Source organism: Sulfurisphaera javensis (genome assembly GCF_041154675.1).
GTDB lineage: Archaea > Thermoproteota > Thermoprotei_A > Sulfolobales > Sulfolobaceae > Sulfurisphaera > Sulfurisphaera javensis.
In genome coordinates, this window is sequence record NZ_AP031322.1 from 708,505 (window position 1) to 722,757 (window position 14,253).

Consider the following 14,253-nt stretch of genomic DNA (forward strand, 5'->3'; position numbering starts at 1 on the left):
TTGACTATATTATGTATCCTAAAGTAAATTTACTTAACTTTGCATATTTATTGTAAAGGGATAGTTTAAATTAAAATCTTACTAGAATTTACTTATATACTTTGACCTTGGGTGTATATCCAACAATATTTTTATTAATTTAAATTAATTTGGTAATACTTTATTATTAAGGGATATTATCTAGAGAAACACGGATAGTTAGAGGATTAACCTAAGTCTTCCCTCTTGCCCTAAGTTATTTTCTTAAGCCTTTTTCTCATAGGTTTTGATGTTGTTAAGGCTCTTGCTTCTTATTACTTGGTTTATTCTTGCGTGTTCCTAAGATTACAAGAAGATTTGGTAACTTCTATCTTGTTAACGAGATTAGGCGTGATCACCATCTCACTTTATAAAAAGGTGAGAAAAATTATTGGACACACAGAATATTACACTATTATTTTAAAAATTGAGTAGACCAACCAAACTCACCATAGATTTCTCCGTTCAAATATGATTCTAATGCTTTCCTTACATATGGCACCATATTTTGTGGTAAGCTTGATAATGGAAACCAATCTAAGGCGTCAGCTTTATTTGGTTCCATATTTTTTGGTTCAATACCAGTTTTTGAAGTTCTAAAGAAGAAATCAACTCTTTCTTGATTTTCAAACCTATGCATGAAATAAACTGGCTTTAATTCCTCTGGTTTGAAATCAACTCCTATCTCTTCTTTTGCTTCTCTGATCATAGCATAAGTGGCACTTTCTTTTGCCTCTACATGACCAGCTGGAACACTCCAATAACCATCCATATAACCAGTATTATATCTCCTTAGAAGTAAAATTTTGTCATTTACAATCCAAAAGAGATGTACAGACAAAATCTGCGGATAATATTTTCTCATAATCTATGTTTATCATGATGATTTTTAAATTTAATCGAAGTATTTTACTCTTATTATGGTTGAAATTAGTAAAATAAGAAGAATTAAAAGATCGAACATAAAAATATGGATGGGATAATAAAATAATGTAAATAGAAAAATGGAAAGAGATAAGGAAGATTCTCTAATTAAAAGAAATGTACTCATATAAAAGTTTCTTTCTTTTTCACTACTATATTTACTTATAAAATATGCTGAAAGAGGATATAAAATACCATGGGGGATACCTAATAATATCATTGATAAATACCAAAGCAAAAAGATTGGGAAAATGAGAAGGATTATTCCTATAATAGTTAAAATTATTGAAAAATAAGAAGTATAGAGTTTCTAATGGAATATTTAGCAGAAATATATCTTATAATTGTTGATGAAATGAAAAATGGTATAAATAATGAATAAGCTAAGCTTTCGCTTATGTGAAATGTTGAAACTGCATATATTACTATAAATGTAGAAACAAATGCTAATGGAAGAACATAAACTATAATGCTTATCGAAGATAATATTACTCCTCTATTTATTTTTAATTTTAAACTATTTCTACTATTAAATGGAAATTTTATAAATATAGAAGATAAAAGAAAATAAAGAAACGAAAAAGAAGCACTTATCATAAATACTGTAAGAATATTTGTAAATGTTAGCAGAAACGTTTCTATTATTGGTTGAACTACCGATGCAATTCCCAAAGATACTGAATATAAAAACAGTGAAGATTTACCATAAAATGATGTTATTGTTAGCATATAAGCTATAATTATCCCAAAGGCAAATCCAAATAGGAAACTTCCTATAAAAAATAAAGTTTTATAAATTAGCATTAAAGAAGAAATAAAGGCCAATATAGTAGAAAGAATGTAAATTTTCCTATAAAATAGAAAACCTGCCAGTAGAGTACCAAGTATTGAGGAAAAATAAAGAAGTGATTCAGCTATTCCAGCATAAGGAATCTTAAAATAATATTCTCCAAGTGGAACAACTGAAGTGTATGCAGTATTATATACTCTACGTGAAATAAAAGTTAATAATATTATTATCATAATAAGATTAACTTTTGAGAAGCCAGCCATTCTGCAGTCTACCTTCTTTTATTAGTGTATTCCAAACTGGCTCATCCTGGTCTGGCCTAAATGAAAAACATAAAGGTACATATTTATCGCTATATAATTTGACTTGATTAGTGCAAGGCGTATATTCATTTAACTTATGCCTATATGTTTCATTTTGATACTCTTCCCATGTAATTTTTTTATCGTCATAGTTTGCAATATGGTAGGGACTTGAAAGAAGCGACGAACATATTCTTATAGTATGATCTGGATGAATAAGCACTCTCTCACCCATCTTTACAGGACAATAACCATAAAATTTAGGGTTCTCGTAAAACTTTTCTTTTTCTATTACTTGCAACGGTAACCTTTCTTTTATTTTATATTCCCCTCTATTTATTTTCTCTTTAATTTCCTTATATATATAAATCCATGTTTCTGGGTTTAATGCTCATATGTGATGTTCGTGCATCTATCTCGGTACCCATTTGAAATACTACATGAAAGTTTATTGTGGTAACCCCTAACTTTTTCAGCAAATTTTATCATCCCATCTATGAGTTCTTCCTTATTATTTTTCTTAATTAAGTACTTTGTTATTGTAGTATTCTGATTTTCTTTCATTTTTATTACTTTAACCCAAAATAAACTTTTATTCACTTTTTTCCTCTTAGTTGGTAAAAACTGTTTATTTGAAAGTTATTTTTCATTCCAGTAAAAATTATATCTTTTAATCCTTTATTGTACCTATTTCTTCGAAATTTATAATTACAGTTTTTATAATTGATATAAAGATTAATTAGTAAGAAGAATTATCAAGTATAAACTCTCAAACACTCACAATTTTCTTTAGAATATCTTCTGGTATTTCAACTGATTTCCAAACTTTAGGATTTATAGCGACTTGAATAACATATCCTTCAGTAGTAACTTGTCCTTCTTTTAATATTTTAAAATCAAATCTAATTACCTTTTTTGATAAAGCTTTAGGAGAAAGAAGTATCGTTAATCTATCCCCTAACTTTACTGGTTTCTTGTAAGTTGCATGAGACTCAACCATGACAAACCATAATTCATCATTTACATTAGGATAGGGTATTCCGGCTTTTTCTCTCATATACTTTTCTATCGTGTTTGTAAAGAATCTGTAATATGAAGCATAATGTGCTATTCCTTGTGCGTCGGTATCATATATTCTTACTGTTTCCTCAAAGATAAATTCAGCTGAGGACATACTTTATTATTTTTCTTTGAAGCTTTTAATCTCTTCTAATGACTGCAGTCATACAATGAATTCCTCCAGCTCCACCAGTTAAATTTTCAACATTTACTTCTATAACATCAAACTCTTTAAACTTCTTACTATTTTTTGGAGAGATAATTTTACCATCATCAATAGTTAAAAAGTTTGTTAAATGTTGTTTAGCTTCTCTTTCACTTATCTCTATTAAATTAAATCCTTTTTTTCTTGTTATATAATCGTAAAAAGTAGTTACCTCGATAAGCTTGCCGTAATAATAAACCTCAGTTTTACTTTCTTCCATAAGCTTCTTTACTCCAACTACAGTATTTGATGAAGGAACATTAAAGAACGTATCTAAATGAAAGAATTCCTTTCTACTTTCATGAACAACCGCAACTTCTCCGTAATTAAAAAGCTCAGAAACTCCATCAATGTCACTTCTATTCCCAATTCCTATTAATAGAAAATCGTCCATTGGGAAAAAGTCTCCTCCCTCTAACTTTCCTTTCCTTATTTCTCTATAATTAATTCCAAGAGCTTCCCAGAATAGTTTTGTTATCTCTACTTCCCTTTCTCTTTGTTTTGTTGCCATCTTACCGATTATAATACCATCTTTTACAGTAATTTGTTGATCTCGCATGAAATAAAGGTTAGGTAACGGGTCGGAAATTATAACTTTTCCTTCACTTATTGAGGGTCTAAGAATGAGTAATTCGACAAGGTAATTGGGATCATCAAGGTTAGAATTAACTATAGTTTTTATTTTCTCACGAAACTGCTTATCTCCTTTTATTTTTCTAATGAAAGTTTGTCTTAATCTATAAACCTTTATTCCTTCTTCTTCTAACGTTTTCCTAAGTTCATCATGTTCCTTCCTAGCTTTGCTTAGATTAAATGATCTTTCAAAAAGGAACTCCGAGGGATTAAGTAATGCAAATATAACCTCATTTCCGGGTTTATGGACAGCTACTTCCCTAAGCTTTGCCCATTCGGATTTTGCTGACATGAATATACATTTTATTTAAACGTAAAAAATTAGGATGAAATGTAAAACACTCTTCCATCTTTTAAAGTAATCTTTTTACATGTCTTTCCTGGCTTTACATTATAATAAGAAGTTTTACCATCAATAGTCGTTCCAGCTACAATAACTCCCTTCTCGTATAAGTTCATTATCATTTTGCATATATCATCTGGCGGTACAGAATCCTCTATTTTTTCTACATTCTTTTTATTTATTCTTATCGGTTGGAAATTTGGGATTTCAATAATTATCTCATTTTCTGTTTCTTGCATATTTAGATATATGAATGATAAAATTAAAAAACTTTCGAATAAAAGAATCTAAAGACTTCAGATGCTGTAGGCCTCTTTGTAGGAGAAGTCATGTACATAATAAAATTTGCTACATCCCTTTCAACGATATTTAAAGGAGAGTAGTCTCTAGTAACATATAACTTAAGATCTAACACAGACAAATTCATTGTTGCAAAGAAATCTTCGTAAGCTTTAATCATTTGTGGTGAATTAAGTATTTTTCCAGTTAACAACTTAAAAGCTGTTGCACCCAAAGAGTATATATCATCAAATGGTGTAATCCCTCCTAAAATCATAGACCTTACATGCTCTATTGAAGCGTACTCTGGAGTCAATTGAATTGCTTTTTCACCCACTTTAACTGCACTCCCTAAATCGCTTAATTTAACTTCAATCTTCCCAGACATTAACGCTTTCAAATTCTCATCTGGCTTTTTAGTTAAAGGAGAAGTAAACAGTATATTATGAGGTTTTACATCAGAATGAACATAACCACTCTTATGTATTTTATCTAAGCTAGAGGCTATTTTTGCTATAATTAGATAAACAACTTTTCTCCATCTAGGATCTGTGAAATTGTAATCATTCGCTGAACCACCAGCCATATACTCTAGGACTATATGAGGGGGGTTTAGAATATAATTTGTAATATCACCCTTTAAAATAGCATAGATATCTGGCTCATCGAAATGAACCGCATAAACTTTAACAATATTTGGGGATTTTTCTGAAAGTTGTACTAATACGCTTTCTTCATTCTTTATATCCATTAACATATCCTTTATACTTCTTGTTGTAAAACTACTTGGGTTAAGTTTTGGAATTTTTATTGCATATAATTTTCCTCCTTTTTCAGCTTTAAGGACATAACTTAATCCTCCTTCACCAATCACATCAACAATCTTATAACCGTTTATTGTACTTCCTTTCCACATAACTGGCTTCCATTCTTTACATGCTTGTTTAAACCCATCTTTACATGCTCTCACCAATAGCTCGTTTCTCTTTTCTTGATAAAAATGGGACAAAATGTAAAGATATTTGCCCGGTAAATTCATCTCACTTAATTTTTCTAAGTCTTTTTTCCTCATTTTTCTAATAGTTTGAACAAAGTAGTACTCCGCATCAGCTCTTGCAAAGCATTCAGCAAATTTGATTAAATTTCTGCAATTTAAATAATCATTCGATTTTTGTACGTATCTAAGGATTACTCTACAATTGTTCTCTCTGCATATATTCCATCTTAATCTATAAATCAAAAAAGCCACTGCTCCCCCAATTCCTCCATCAATTTCATATACATAAGGAAAGATTTTTGCAAATTTTAGAATATAAAAAGCAACAAAAATTAAGATAATAATGATTGGAATTTTTAATCCTTCAATTAGGGCTTTTTTATAGTCTCTATAAAGTAAAAGGAGTGCAAGATAACCTAATAAGATAAAAAGAAAAGCAAAAGGTAGGAGAAGTAGATCGTAAACTGAAAGAAGTGCGAGAAGTATACCTAACGAAAAAACAACAACTCCGAAATTATGAACTAACTCTCTTAACACAATTGAATATTAAATATAAGATCTAATATATTCAACGAAAGGATCTAACTCAGTTAAATCCGTGTCAAAGTGCTTTATAAGAACCTCCTTTTTAAATGGAATTGTGAAAATAAACGTATCTCTAAAATATTTTCTAATGTTATCGTAATTAATCTGATATCCACTCTTTACTTGATTAACTATAATTGCTAATGGATTAAATAATCTAGAACTAGTTTTTATGTTAAAGTTCTTCTTTAAGAGATCTGAAAGAAAGTCATTGATAGGTAACATAATCCTCATAGTGTAATCAATTATCTCGTCTGGAGGGGCTAAAATTGGAATGGCCTTATAAACATATTCATTGGTAGCTAGTATCCACGAGGTTAAATCCATTTCAAAGCACTGATCTGATGGAAGAGGAGGATTATCTACAATAATTATATCAAAATCTTTATATTTTCTATATTCTTCTACAATTTTTTCTCTTTCTAGTGACATAAAGCTAGTAGAGCAACTTAGATCAACTATTCTTATACCTCCAACATCTTTCCAATATACACCGCTTGGAAATTCGTCCTTTATGCCAAAAAAGTTAGAAATAGTTTTTGAGAATGATCTATCTATCAATGCGACTTTTCTATTTATTGAAAGTTTTTTAGCTAATTGAAAGGCAATTAAAGATTTACCGACCCCTCCTTTTAAACTTATAATATTAATCCTATTCATTATAATTATTATTCTCTTTTTAAGACTTATAAATATTCCTTATAAAATATAGATAGTCAATTCTTCATTAAAACTTAAGTACTTCGTTTTTAGTGAAATACAAAATAACATAATTTAATATTTATTAGCTTATCTTTTTTGGTATATCTCGATTCAAGAAACTACTAAAGCTCATTACGATAGGAATTATCGAATATACTAAGACTGAAATAATTGCTATATTAATGTTATTAGATATAGTGGGCAACAAATCGATTGCTTGAATTAATATACTAAAAGGAGAATTACTAACTAAAATAAATGGTAATTGTGTTGCTCCCCATGATGGTAAGTATTCAGCAATTGTAATATATTGAGGAGAATGAGTTATTAGATTGATAAATTCAAGCACGTCAGATACTAAAATTGAACCTATTAGAATTGAACTTGAAATTATAAAGGATAAGCTACTTCTTCTTAATACTTCACCTATCATAAAGGCAATATTGAAAAATACTAAAGAAGAAAATAAAACAGAAGCAACAATTTCGGGTAAAAGATAAACATCTTGTTGACTCCCAAAAAGAGAAAAAGACATTAAAAGAGAAAGGATTACCATAATACCATAAATGAAAACTAATAAGGTAAAAGAACCTAACCATTTTTCAGTTATAAACCTGCTCCTAGTAATAGCTTTTGTAAGAAAGAAATCTATAGTTCCTTGTTCATATTCTTCTGACATAGATCCGGAAGAAATTGATATTGCTAAAAAGTGAAGTAAAAGACTTTGAGGCAAAAGAACTCCTAAAGCCCACATGTATGGATAAAAAGGAGTTAGTAAAACTTTAACCCTTTCTGAAGGAACAAAAGCTACTGCTAAGTATACAGCAATTTCAAAAAAGAGAGAAACAATAACTAAAACTATAACTTTCTTCCTAGAAAATGCCCTTCTCCATTCATAAAGCATTATTTCCAACACTATTTATCGCCCTAGAATAAGCCTCTTCAAGATTTAAATCTAAGTAAAAACCTTTAATCTTAAACCCAGAAGAAATAAGCTTTTCAAGCAATTCCTCTCTTTTATCTTCTGACATAGAAATTATAACTCTGGAACCCTCTTTAAACACTTTTTTAACATATTCAAGCGAAGAAAGAAAGTTAACAATTTTCTCTTTATCATCATCATCACTCTCTATAATCACTTGAATTCCTAGGAATTTCTTCACTAAGTCTTCAACGTTCCCTTCAAAGATTATTTTACCTTTATAAATCATATAAACCCTATCAGACAATTTCTTTACATCCTCTAGCTCATGAGAGGTCATTAAAATTGAGGAACCTTCTCTTTTAAGTCTATCAAAAATCTGTCTTACCTTTAGCGTAAAAATTGGATCAATACCTATATTTGGTTCATCTAAAATTAGAATTTCAGGATTTCCTAAAAGGGCCTCTGCAATGGCTATCCTCTGTATCATTCCCTTACTATATTTAGCAATTTGCCTATTAGCAAACTCAGTCATACCAACAACATCTAGTATTTCGTCAATTTCGTCTTTCTTTACTCCTTTTATTTTAGCTGATAATTCTAAGACTTGCCTTCCTGTCATAAAAGGAGGAAGATTAGGCAATTCTTGAACATAACCAAGATTCTTAAAGACTTTCTTGTCTTTAAAAGGATTCTTTCCTAAAATTCTAATTTCACCTTTATCTGGTCTTATCAAAGTTAAGATACTCCTAATCATAGTTGTTTTACCAGCACCATTAGGGCCTATTAATGAAACAAATTCTCCTTTTTTAACATTAATCGAAACATTAGAAAGAACTTCCCTATTGCCATATCTCTTAACAAGCCCAATAACTTCAATCATAACTTAAATTAAGATTTCAGAATAAAAAACATTTTAACCTTCAAAGCTAAGAGAATAGAATATGAGCAGAATTGTGTGGATGATAGGAGGAGCACAAGGGCTCGGAGTTGACACTTCAGCTAACATCTTTGGAAATGCCGTTGCTAAAGCTGGCTATTATCTTTTTGGTAACAGAGAATATTATTCTAACATAAAAGGTAGACATAGTTATTTTGAAGTTGTAATAAGCGAAAAACCTGTGAAGAGTCTTTCTTCATATACAAACATATTGGCTACATTTGATGCCGAAACAGTATTCCAACACTTTACTGAAGTTACAGATTATTTAATCTATAACATTGAATTTGAAAACACCTCAGTAGATTTAGTTAAATCTATGGAGCCTGAAATGGCTGAACAAGTGAAAGATATTTTGCGAAAAGAAGGACTTGGATTTACTCTTAAAGACGTACTCGAATATGTAAAGAAAAGAGGAGTAAAAACAATAGGATTTAATTATACAGAGTTAATAAAGAAGATTGCAGACACATTTAAAGTCCCAATGTCAGTTGTTGAAAGAGCTAAAAACATGATTGCTGTTGGAGCATCTTACGGACTACTAGGCTTAAAATTTGATTACATTAAAGATGCTATTACCTCAACTTTCAAAAATGAATTATTCGTAAAGTTTAATACCATGGCTGCTGAACTAGGTTATAATTCTGTTCCTAACACATATAAATTACAAGAATATAAAATAGAAAAGCCAAGAATTCAGGTTGACGGTAATACAATTTCAGCATTAGGTAAGCTTGCTGGTGGATTAAGATTTCAGTCATACTATCCAATAACTCCTGCATCAGACGAAAGCGTCTATATTGAAGCTAACCAAAACTTAGATATGATAGTCGAAGGAAATGAACTAAGAAAAGGTGGAGTAGTTGTCGTTCAAACGGAAGATGAGTTAGCAGCAATCAACATGGCAAATGGAGCAGCATTAACCGGAGTTAGGGCAGCAACGGCAACCTCTGGGCCAGGATTTTCACTAATGGCTGAAGGAATAAGCTGGGCTGGGATGAACGAAGTACCTGTTGTTATAACTTATTACATGAGAGGAGCTCCATCAACTGGCTTGCCTACCAGATCTGGTCAAGCTGACTTAAAATTTGCATTAAACGTAGGACATGGAGAGTTCCCTAGAATAGTTATTGCCTCTGGAGATCATGTTGAGATCTTTTGGGACGCAATTTGGGCCTTAAACCTTGCTGAGAAGTATCAAACTCCAGTAATTCATATAATTGAAAAAACATTAGCAAATGCATATTCAGTCTTTGACGAGGAACTAATAACTAATAAGCCTTATGTAATTGAAAGAGGGAAAATAGTAAAACCTAATGGAGATTACTTTAATAGGTTTGAGATAACTGAAGATGGAATATCGCCAAGAGCATTCCTTGGCGAAGCTAGTATTTTCCATTGTGGAGATGAACATAACGAAGAAGGTCACATAACTGAAAACAGTATTAATAGGATGAAGATGTATGAAAAAAGAATGAAAAAATTAGAAACTGCTGATAAAGAAATACCAGAGGAACAAAGGGTTAACATTGTTGGGGATTCTGATATAGTATTACTTACGTGGGGTTCTCCAAAAGGAGCAATATTAGAAGCAATGGATGAATTAAGTAAAGATGGGATTAAAGTTATGATGGTTCAAGTAAGGATGTTTAATCCTTATCCCAAAAACTTGATGAAGAAAGTACTTTCTGGTAAAAGTAAGATCATTGCAATTGAAAATAATTATCAAGGCCAAGGAGCAGAAATCTTAGCTGAACAAACTGGAATTTTTGCCACAAATTATATATTAAAGTGGACCGGAAGACCTATAACTAGGGAAGAAGTAATAGATGGAGTGAAAAAGATTTTACAAACTGATCAAAAGAGGGTGGTATTGTATGGCGGAGCGTAAACCAGTATTTGTAGATTGGTGTCCAGGCTGTGGAAACTTTGGTATATTAAGAGCTGAAGAGATGGCAATTAGAGAACTAGGAATAAATCCTAAATCAATTGTTATTGTCTCTGGAATCGGATGTTCGGGTAAGTTACCACACTTTGTGAATTTGCCAATTTCTGGCGTTCATACACTTCATGGCAGATCTATTGCATACGCTACTGGAATAAAATTGTCTAATCCCTCTTTAGAGGTAATTGTGAACATAGGAGACGGTGATGGTTTAGGAATTGGAATGGGTCACTTTGTCCATTTAGGAAGAAGAAACATTGACATAACAGTTTTAATACATGATAATGGAGTTTATGGTTTAACAAAAGGACAAGCTTCTCCAACTTTGCATAGGGGAGAAAAGACTAAATCATTACCTAAACCAAACATAATGGATGCTGTAAACCCATTAGCTGTTGCTTTAGCTAGCGGATATACATTTGTTGCAAGAGGTTATGCATATGACGTTATTCACCTTAAGGAATTAATAAAGAAGGCAATACAACATAAAGGGAGTGCATTGATTGATATTCTTCAGCCATGTCCAACATATAATGATATAAATACTAAAGAATGGTATGATAAAAGAGTTTATAAATTAGATAATACACCAGGTTGGGATCCCGTAGTTAGAAGAGAAGAAGAAGCTCAAAAGAAGTTTGAACAAGCATTAATGAAATCTTATGAGTGGGGTGATAAAATCCCAATAGGAATATTCTATCAAAATGAGTTTGTACCAACTTTTGAAGACAGGCTAACTATGAATATACCTAACTATAAGGACTTTTATCCAGCAAAACAACCAATAGAAATAAACGGAATAAGTACTACAAAAATTGATGAACTTATTAAGGCTAAAAGAATTTAATTTTTTACTCCGCACGTTCACTTTTTATTATTGGAGTAAAACTTATTACTACATAAAATGTAGATAATCTTGTGAGCTGGGTTACAATATCAACCAAAGTAAGAAGAGACTTATGGGAAAAAGCGAAAAAGTATAATATTAATATTTCTGAGGTGCTAAGGAGAGCTCTTGAAGAAGAAATAAAAGAAAAGGAAAAAGAAGAAGCCAGAAAAAGTGCTCTAATTATTTCCAAGGAATTAAACTTATCATCACAAGAAATCGTTAAAATAATAAGAGAGATCAGAGATGAAAAAACTTGAATACGTAATTGATACAAGTTCAATTATAGAGTTAATTTTAACCAAAAAAGATAAGTCAATAGACATATTGGAGAGATGTATAACAGCAGATTTAGTCTTTTATGAAATAGGAAATTTCTTATGGAAAACAAAGAAAATGGAACTACTTCATCACTTTTTAAACATTCTTAATCTTATTCAAATTGAAAATGTTAGCCTAAACAGTGAAGTGCTTAAACTCGCAATAAATGAAAATCTAACGTATTATGACTCTGTGTACTTATACCTAAGTAAAAAATATAACTTAACGTTACTAAGTGAGGATAAGGATTTAAGAAGTAAAGGAGCTAAATCAATACATGAGATATTTTCAAATTAGAGGGAAAAGTTGGACTTTATTAAACCTAAAAGATTTAGTTACCTACTAAAATGAATTTTTTAGTTTTTCTGTCTTCTATAACTCTTCCCTCTTCTGCTAACTCATATAAAGCCTTTCTTATCTTCTCATCACTTGCTAAATTAGTTAACACTGAATGAATTTCCTTTACGTCCATTGGCTTCTCTTTAAGTAAATCAACAATAACTCTCTTTAATTCATCTTCTTCTGGCGCTATTACTACTGTAACCTCATCATCGTCATAAACGACTTCTAAATTCTCCTCTATTTCCTTCCTCTTCTTATTTACTAATGCACTCATGACTATCCATTATATAATATGTAATACTAAAATATAAACTTTTGTTAATCATATTTGAAGTGTTTAAATCCATTGGTTCAAATATTATAATTACAATTAAAGGAAGTAAATGAAGGAAAAGATATGATCACAATTTGAGGTATTATTTTATTAAACCATTAAAGCATTAGCATCTCTAACAACATTGTATTATATAAAAAATCATTCTCTTTATAAATAGTTAATTAGAAAACGAGATATTAATTAGAAAAATAATTTATGCCTTATTAATCACACAAAATTTAAACTTACTTAATTTGTTCTGAAACTAATTCTTCACCAGAAGCAACTTCGAGTGGTTTATTCTTTGTCTCTGGTATAAAGAGTAAAGTTATTATGGCTGCAACAAATGCTAAAGAACTTAAGAAACCAACTGCAAATCCTTCTCCATACATACTGAAAAGTTCTGGAAAAACAAAGGACGTCAACGAAGCTCCCGTTCTTCCAGCAGCAACTGTAATTGACTGGACAGTTCCTCTTACTTTTGTTGGTGCTAATTCAACTCCTAATAATCCGGCTGCACTTATTGAACCTGGTCCTGCCTGCATAAAGAAATTTTCCATACCGTAGAGTATTAAGGCCCCAACAGCTGGTATATAAGCTTTTAATGCTGCAAATGCTAGTAAAGAACTAGCCATTCCAAAGAAACCTAAAACTTGCATAGGTTTTCTTCCTATTCTATCAATGGTAAATATTGCAACCAATCCACCAGGTATGACGAATCCAAATTCCATAATAAATTGAAATATTGCACTATTATTAATCCCTACGCTCGAAGCTATATCAGAAGGACCAAATAAAATTCCAGCGTAAGCTACAATATCAAATAAGAACCAAAGTAGTGCAGCTGGAACGAATATTTTCCAGAACTTCTTAAAGTATACGCTAAATGGTATATCATCTTTCAGATTTGATGATACATTAGTCTCTGTTTTTGTTAAAGTTCTTACTACCTCCTTAAACTTCTCAGTATCACCTTTGATTCTTAGTAAGTATCTGGGTGTTTCTGGGATTTTTCTCCTTAAATAAATTACTGAGGCAGCTGGAATTGCGCCAGAAGCTAAAACAATTTTCCAAGCTATCGAGGAAGGTACTCCTAAAGCTTGTAATATTAAGTAAATTGCTGCAGCCGTAGTAGCACCAAAGCCCCACATCATTCCAAAACCGAAAGCAATTAATTTTCCTCTGTCCTTAGCATTAGAGTGTTCTGCCATTATCATTGGCGAAAGAACGTAATCAGCGCCAACACCTAGACCAAGAAGTCCCCTAACTATAACAAGTTCTAATGATGAAGTCACAAAAGCTTGCAATAATGCGCCTATTGAAAGTAAGGCCACGTCAATACCGTAGAATGTTTTCCTACCTCTGTTTGAAAGAATTCCAAAAACTATAGCACCTATTGCAGCTCCTATTAAAGCTGAGCCAGCAATAAGGCTATCCCACAAAAGATAGTCTGGAGAGTTTTTAGTTATTCCAAAAGTTGCTAAAACAGTAGTTAATACTATTCCTATTGAAGAAAGATCATATCCATCAGTAAAGACTCCCATTCCAGTAGTTAATAAAGACTTTATATGCCATACGTCGAAGTTTCTGCTATCGAGAGGTTTGAAAACATCTGATAATTTCATTTTAAATTAAGATATTATTAATCCTTTATAAAGATTATGTATTTATTCCCTATAATAATATAGTTATATTAATAGCTTATATAGGTATATATAGACTTGATAGGGAAACTATATATATC

Annotated in this window: 16 protein-coding genes; 4 read left to right on the forward strand and 12 right to left on the reverse strand. The window is 31.0% G+C overall.

Going from position 1 to position 14,253, the window contains the following annotated elements:
* Window positions 1–433: 433 nt before the first annotated feature.
* The 10 genes from ACAM25_RS03790 to ACAM25_RS03835 form a co-directional block, all read right to left on the reverse strand.
* Window positions 434–883, reverse strand: a complete 450-nt coding sequence (locus tag ACAM25_RS03790) for an NUDIX domain-containing protein (protein WP_369611011.1) — start codon at window positions 881–883, stop codon at window positions 434–436.
* Between the two features lie 341 nt (window positions 884–1,224).
* A complete protein-coding gene (locus tag ACAM25_RS03795; protein ID WP_369611012.1) occupies window positions 1,225–1,995 on the reverse strand; it encodes a hypothetical protein in 771 nt (256 codons plus the stop codon).
* Complete coding sequence (locus ACAM25_RS03800) at window positions 1,973–2,335, reverse strand: hypothetical protein (protein WP_369611013.1); 363 nt, start codon at window positions 2,333–2,335, stop codon at window positions 1,973–1,975. The genes ACAM25_RS03795 and ACAM25_RS03800 overlap by 23 nt, the downstream gene beginning before the upstream one ends.
* A 468-nt stretch (window positions 2,336–2,803) precedes the next feature.
* A complete protein-coding gene (locus tag ACAM25_RS03805; RefSeq protein WP_369611014.1) occupies window positions 2,804–3,208 on the reverse strand; it encodes an acyl-CoA thioesterase in 405 nt (134 codons plus the stop codon).
* Window positions 3,209–3,233: 25 nt separating this feature from the next.
* On the reverse strand, window positions 3,234–4,223 hold the full coding sequence (locus ACAM25_RS03810) for an arginine deiminase family protein (RefSeq protein WP_369611015.1): 990 nt from the start codon (window positions 4,221–4,223) through the stop codon (window positions 3,234–3,236).
* Between the two features lie 29 nt (window positions 4,224–4,252).
* Entirely contained in the window at window positions 4,253–4,513 is a 261-nt protein-coding gene (locus ACAM25_RS03815) for a hypothetical protein (RefSeq protein ID WP_369611016.1), read from the reverse strand.
* Window positions 4,514–4,536: 23 nt separating this feature from the next.
* Window positions 4,537–6,087 (reverse strand): protein kinase, encoded by a 1,551-nt coding sequence (locus tag ACAM25_RS03820; RefSeq protein WP_369611017.1) that lies wholly within the window; start codon window positions 6,085–6,087, stop codon window positions 4,537–4,539.
* A 9-nt stretch (window positions 6,088–6,096) separates the two neighbouring features.
* Complete coding sequence (locus ACAM25_RS03825) at window positions 6,097–6,795, reverse strand: ParA family protein (protein ID WP_369611018.1); 699 nt, start codon at window positions 6,793–6,795, stop codon at window positions 6,097–6,099.
* A gap of 124 nt (window positions 6,796–6,919) precedes the next feature.
* On the reverse strand, window positions 6,920–7,753 hold the full coding sequence (locus tag ACAM25_RS03830) for an ABC transporter permease (protein ID WP_369611019.1): 834 nt from the start codon (window positions 7,751–7,753) through the stop codon (window positions 6,920–6,922).
* Window positions 7,731–8,642, reverse strand: a complete 912-nt coding sequence (locus ACAM25_RS03835) for an ABC transporter ATP-binding protein (protein WP_369611020.1) — start codon at window positions 8,640–8,642, stop codon at window positions 7,731–7,733. Before ACAM25_RS03835 ends, ACAM25_RS03830 begins: the two co-directional genes overlap by 23 nt.
* 61 nt (window positions 8,643–8,703) lie before the next feature.
* Here ACAM25_RS03835 and ACAM25_RS03840 point away from each other — a divergent pair, with 61 nt between their 5' ends.
* From ACAM25_RS03840 to ACAM25_RS03855, 4 genes are all read left to right on the forward strand, one after another.
* Window positions 8,704–10,590 (forward strand): 2-oxoacid:ferredoxin oxidoreductase subunit alpha, encoded by a 1,887-nt coding sequence (locus tag ACAM25_RS03840; RefSeq protein WP_369611021.1) that lies wholly within the window; start codon window positions 8,704–8,706, stop codon window positions 10,588–10,590.
* Window positions 10,577–11,491: a 2-oxoacid:ferredoxin oxidoreductase subunit beta gene (locus ACAM25_RS03845; protein WP_369611022.1), complete on the forward strand. Its 915-nt coding sequence runs from the start codon at window positions 10,577–10,579 to the stop codon at window positions 11,489–11,491. The genes ACAM25_RS03840 and ACAM25_RS03845 overlap by 14 nt, the downstream gene beginning before the upstream one ends.
* 71 nt (window positions 11,492–11,562) lie before the next feature.
* Complete coding sequence (locus ACAM25_RS03850) at window positions 11,563–11,790, forward strand: type II toxin-antitoxin system CcdA family antitoxin (protein WP_369611023.1); 228 nt, start codon at window positions 11,563–11,565, stop codon at window positions 11,788–11,790.
* Window positions 11,777–12,148 carry a type II toxin-antitoxin system VapC family toxin gene (locus tag ACAM25_RS03855; RefSeq protein ID WP_369611024.1) on the forward strand — a complete coding sequence of 124 codons (372 nt, stop codon included), beginning with the start codon at window positions 11,777–11,779 and terminating at the stop codon, window positions 12,146–12,148. The genes ACAM25_RS03850 and ACAM25_RS03855 overlap by 14 nt, the downstream gene beginning before the upstream one ends.
* A gap of 34 nt (window positions 12,149–12,182) precedes the next feature.
* On the opposite strand, the gene ACAM25_RS03860 is transcribed toward ACAM25_RS03855, so the two are convergent.
* Both ACAM25_RS03860 and ACAM25_RS03865 read right to left on the reverse strand, forming a co-directional pair.
* Window positions 12,183–12,467 carry a hypothetical protein gene (locus ACAM25_RS03860; protein WP_369611025.1) on the reverse strand — a complete coding sequence of 95 codons (285 nt, stop codon included), beginning with the start codon at window positions 12,465–12,467 and terminating at the stop codon, window positions 12,183–12,185.
* A gap of 287 nt (window positions 12,468–12,754) precedes the next feature.
* A complete protein-coding gene (locus tag ACAM25_RS03865) occupies window positions 12,755–14,134 on the reverse strand; it encodes an MFS transporter (RefSeq protein WP_369611026.1) in 1,380 nt (459 codons plus the stop codon).
* Window positions 14,135–14,253: the final 119 nt, after the last annotated feature.

What these genes read in the sequence shown, in the direction of transcription:
- ACAM25_RS03840 (WP_369611021.1), top strand. Translation starts at nt 8,704, where the DNA reads ATGAGCAGAATTGTGTGGATGATAGGAGGAGCACAAGGGCTCGGAGTT.
- ACAM25_RS03795 (WP_369611012.1), bottom strand. Translation starts at nt 1,995, where the DNA reads ATGGCTGGCTTCTCAAAAGTTAATCTTATTATGATAATAATATTATTA.
- ACAM25_RS03825 (WP_369611018.1), bottom strand. Translation starts at nt 6,795, where the DNA reads ATGAATAGGATTAATATTATAAGTTTAAAAGGAGGGGTCGGTAAATCT.
- ACAM25_RS03815 (WP_369611016.1), bottom strand. Translation starts at nt 4,513, where the DNA reads ATGCAAGAAACAGAAAATGAGATAATTATTGAAATCCCAAATTTCCAA.
- ACAM25_RS03805 (WP_369611014.1), bottom strand. Translation starts at nt 3,208, where the DNA reads ATGTCCTCAGCTGAATTTATCTTTGAGGAAACAGTAAGAATATATGAT.
- ACAM25_RS03845 (WP_369611022.1), top strand. Translation starts at nt 10,577, where the DNA reads ATGGCGGAGCGTAAACCAGTATTTGTAGATTGGTGTCCAGGCTGTGGA.
- ACAM25_RS03790 (WP_369611011.1), bottom strand. Translation starts at nt 883, where the DNA reads ATGAGAAAATATTATCCGCAGATTTTGTCTGTACATCTCTTTTGGATT.
- ACAM25_RS03855 (WP_369611024.1), top strand. Translation starts at nt 11,777, where the DNA reads ATGAAAAAACTTGAATACGTAATTGATACAAGTTCAATTATAGAGTTA.
- ACAM25_RS03860 (WP_369611025.1), bottom strand. Translation starts at nt 12,467, where the DNA reads ATGAGTGCATTAGTAAATAAGAAGAGGAAGGAAATAGAGGAGAATTTA.
- ACAM25_RS03835 (WP_369611020.1), bottom strand. Translation starts at nt 8,642, where the DNA reads ATGATTGAAGTTATTGGGCTTGTTAAGAGATATGGCAATAGGGAAGTT.
- ACAM25_RS03810 (WP_369611015.1), bottom strand. Translation starts at nt 4,223, where the DNA reads ATGTCAGCAAAATCCGAATGGGCAAAGCTTAGGGAAGTAGCTGTCCAT.
- ACAM25_RS03865 (WP_369611026.1), bottom strand. Translation starts at nt 14,134, where the DNA reads ATGAAATTATCAGATGTTTTCAAACCTCTCGATAGCAGAAACTTCGAC.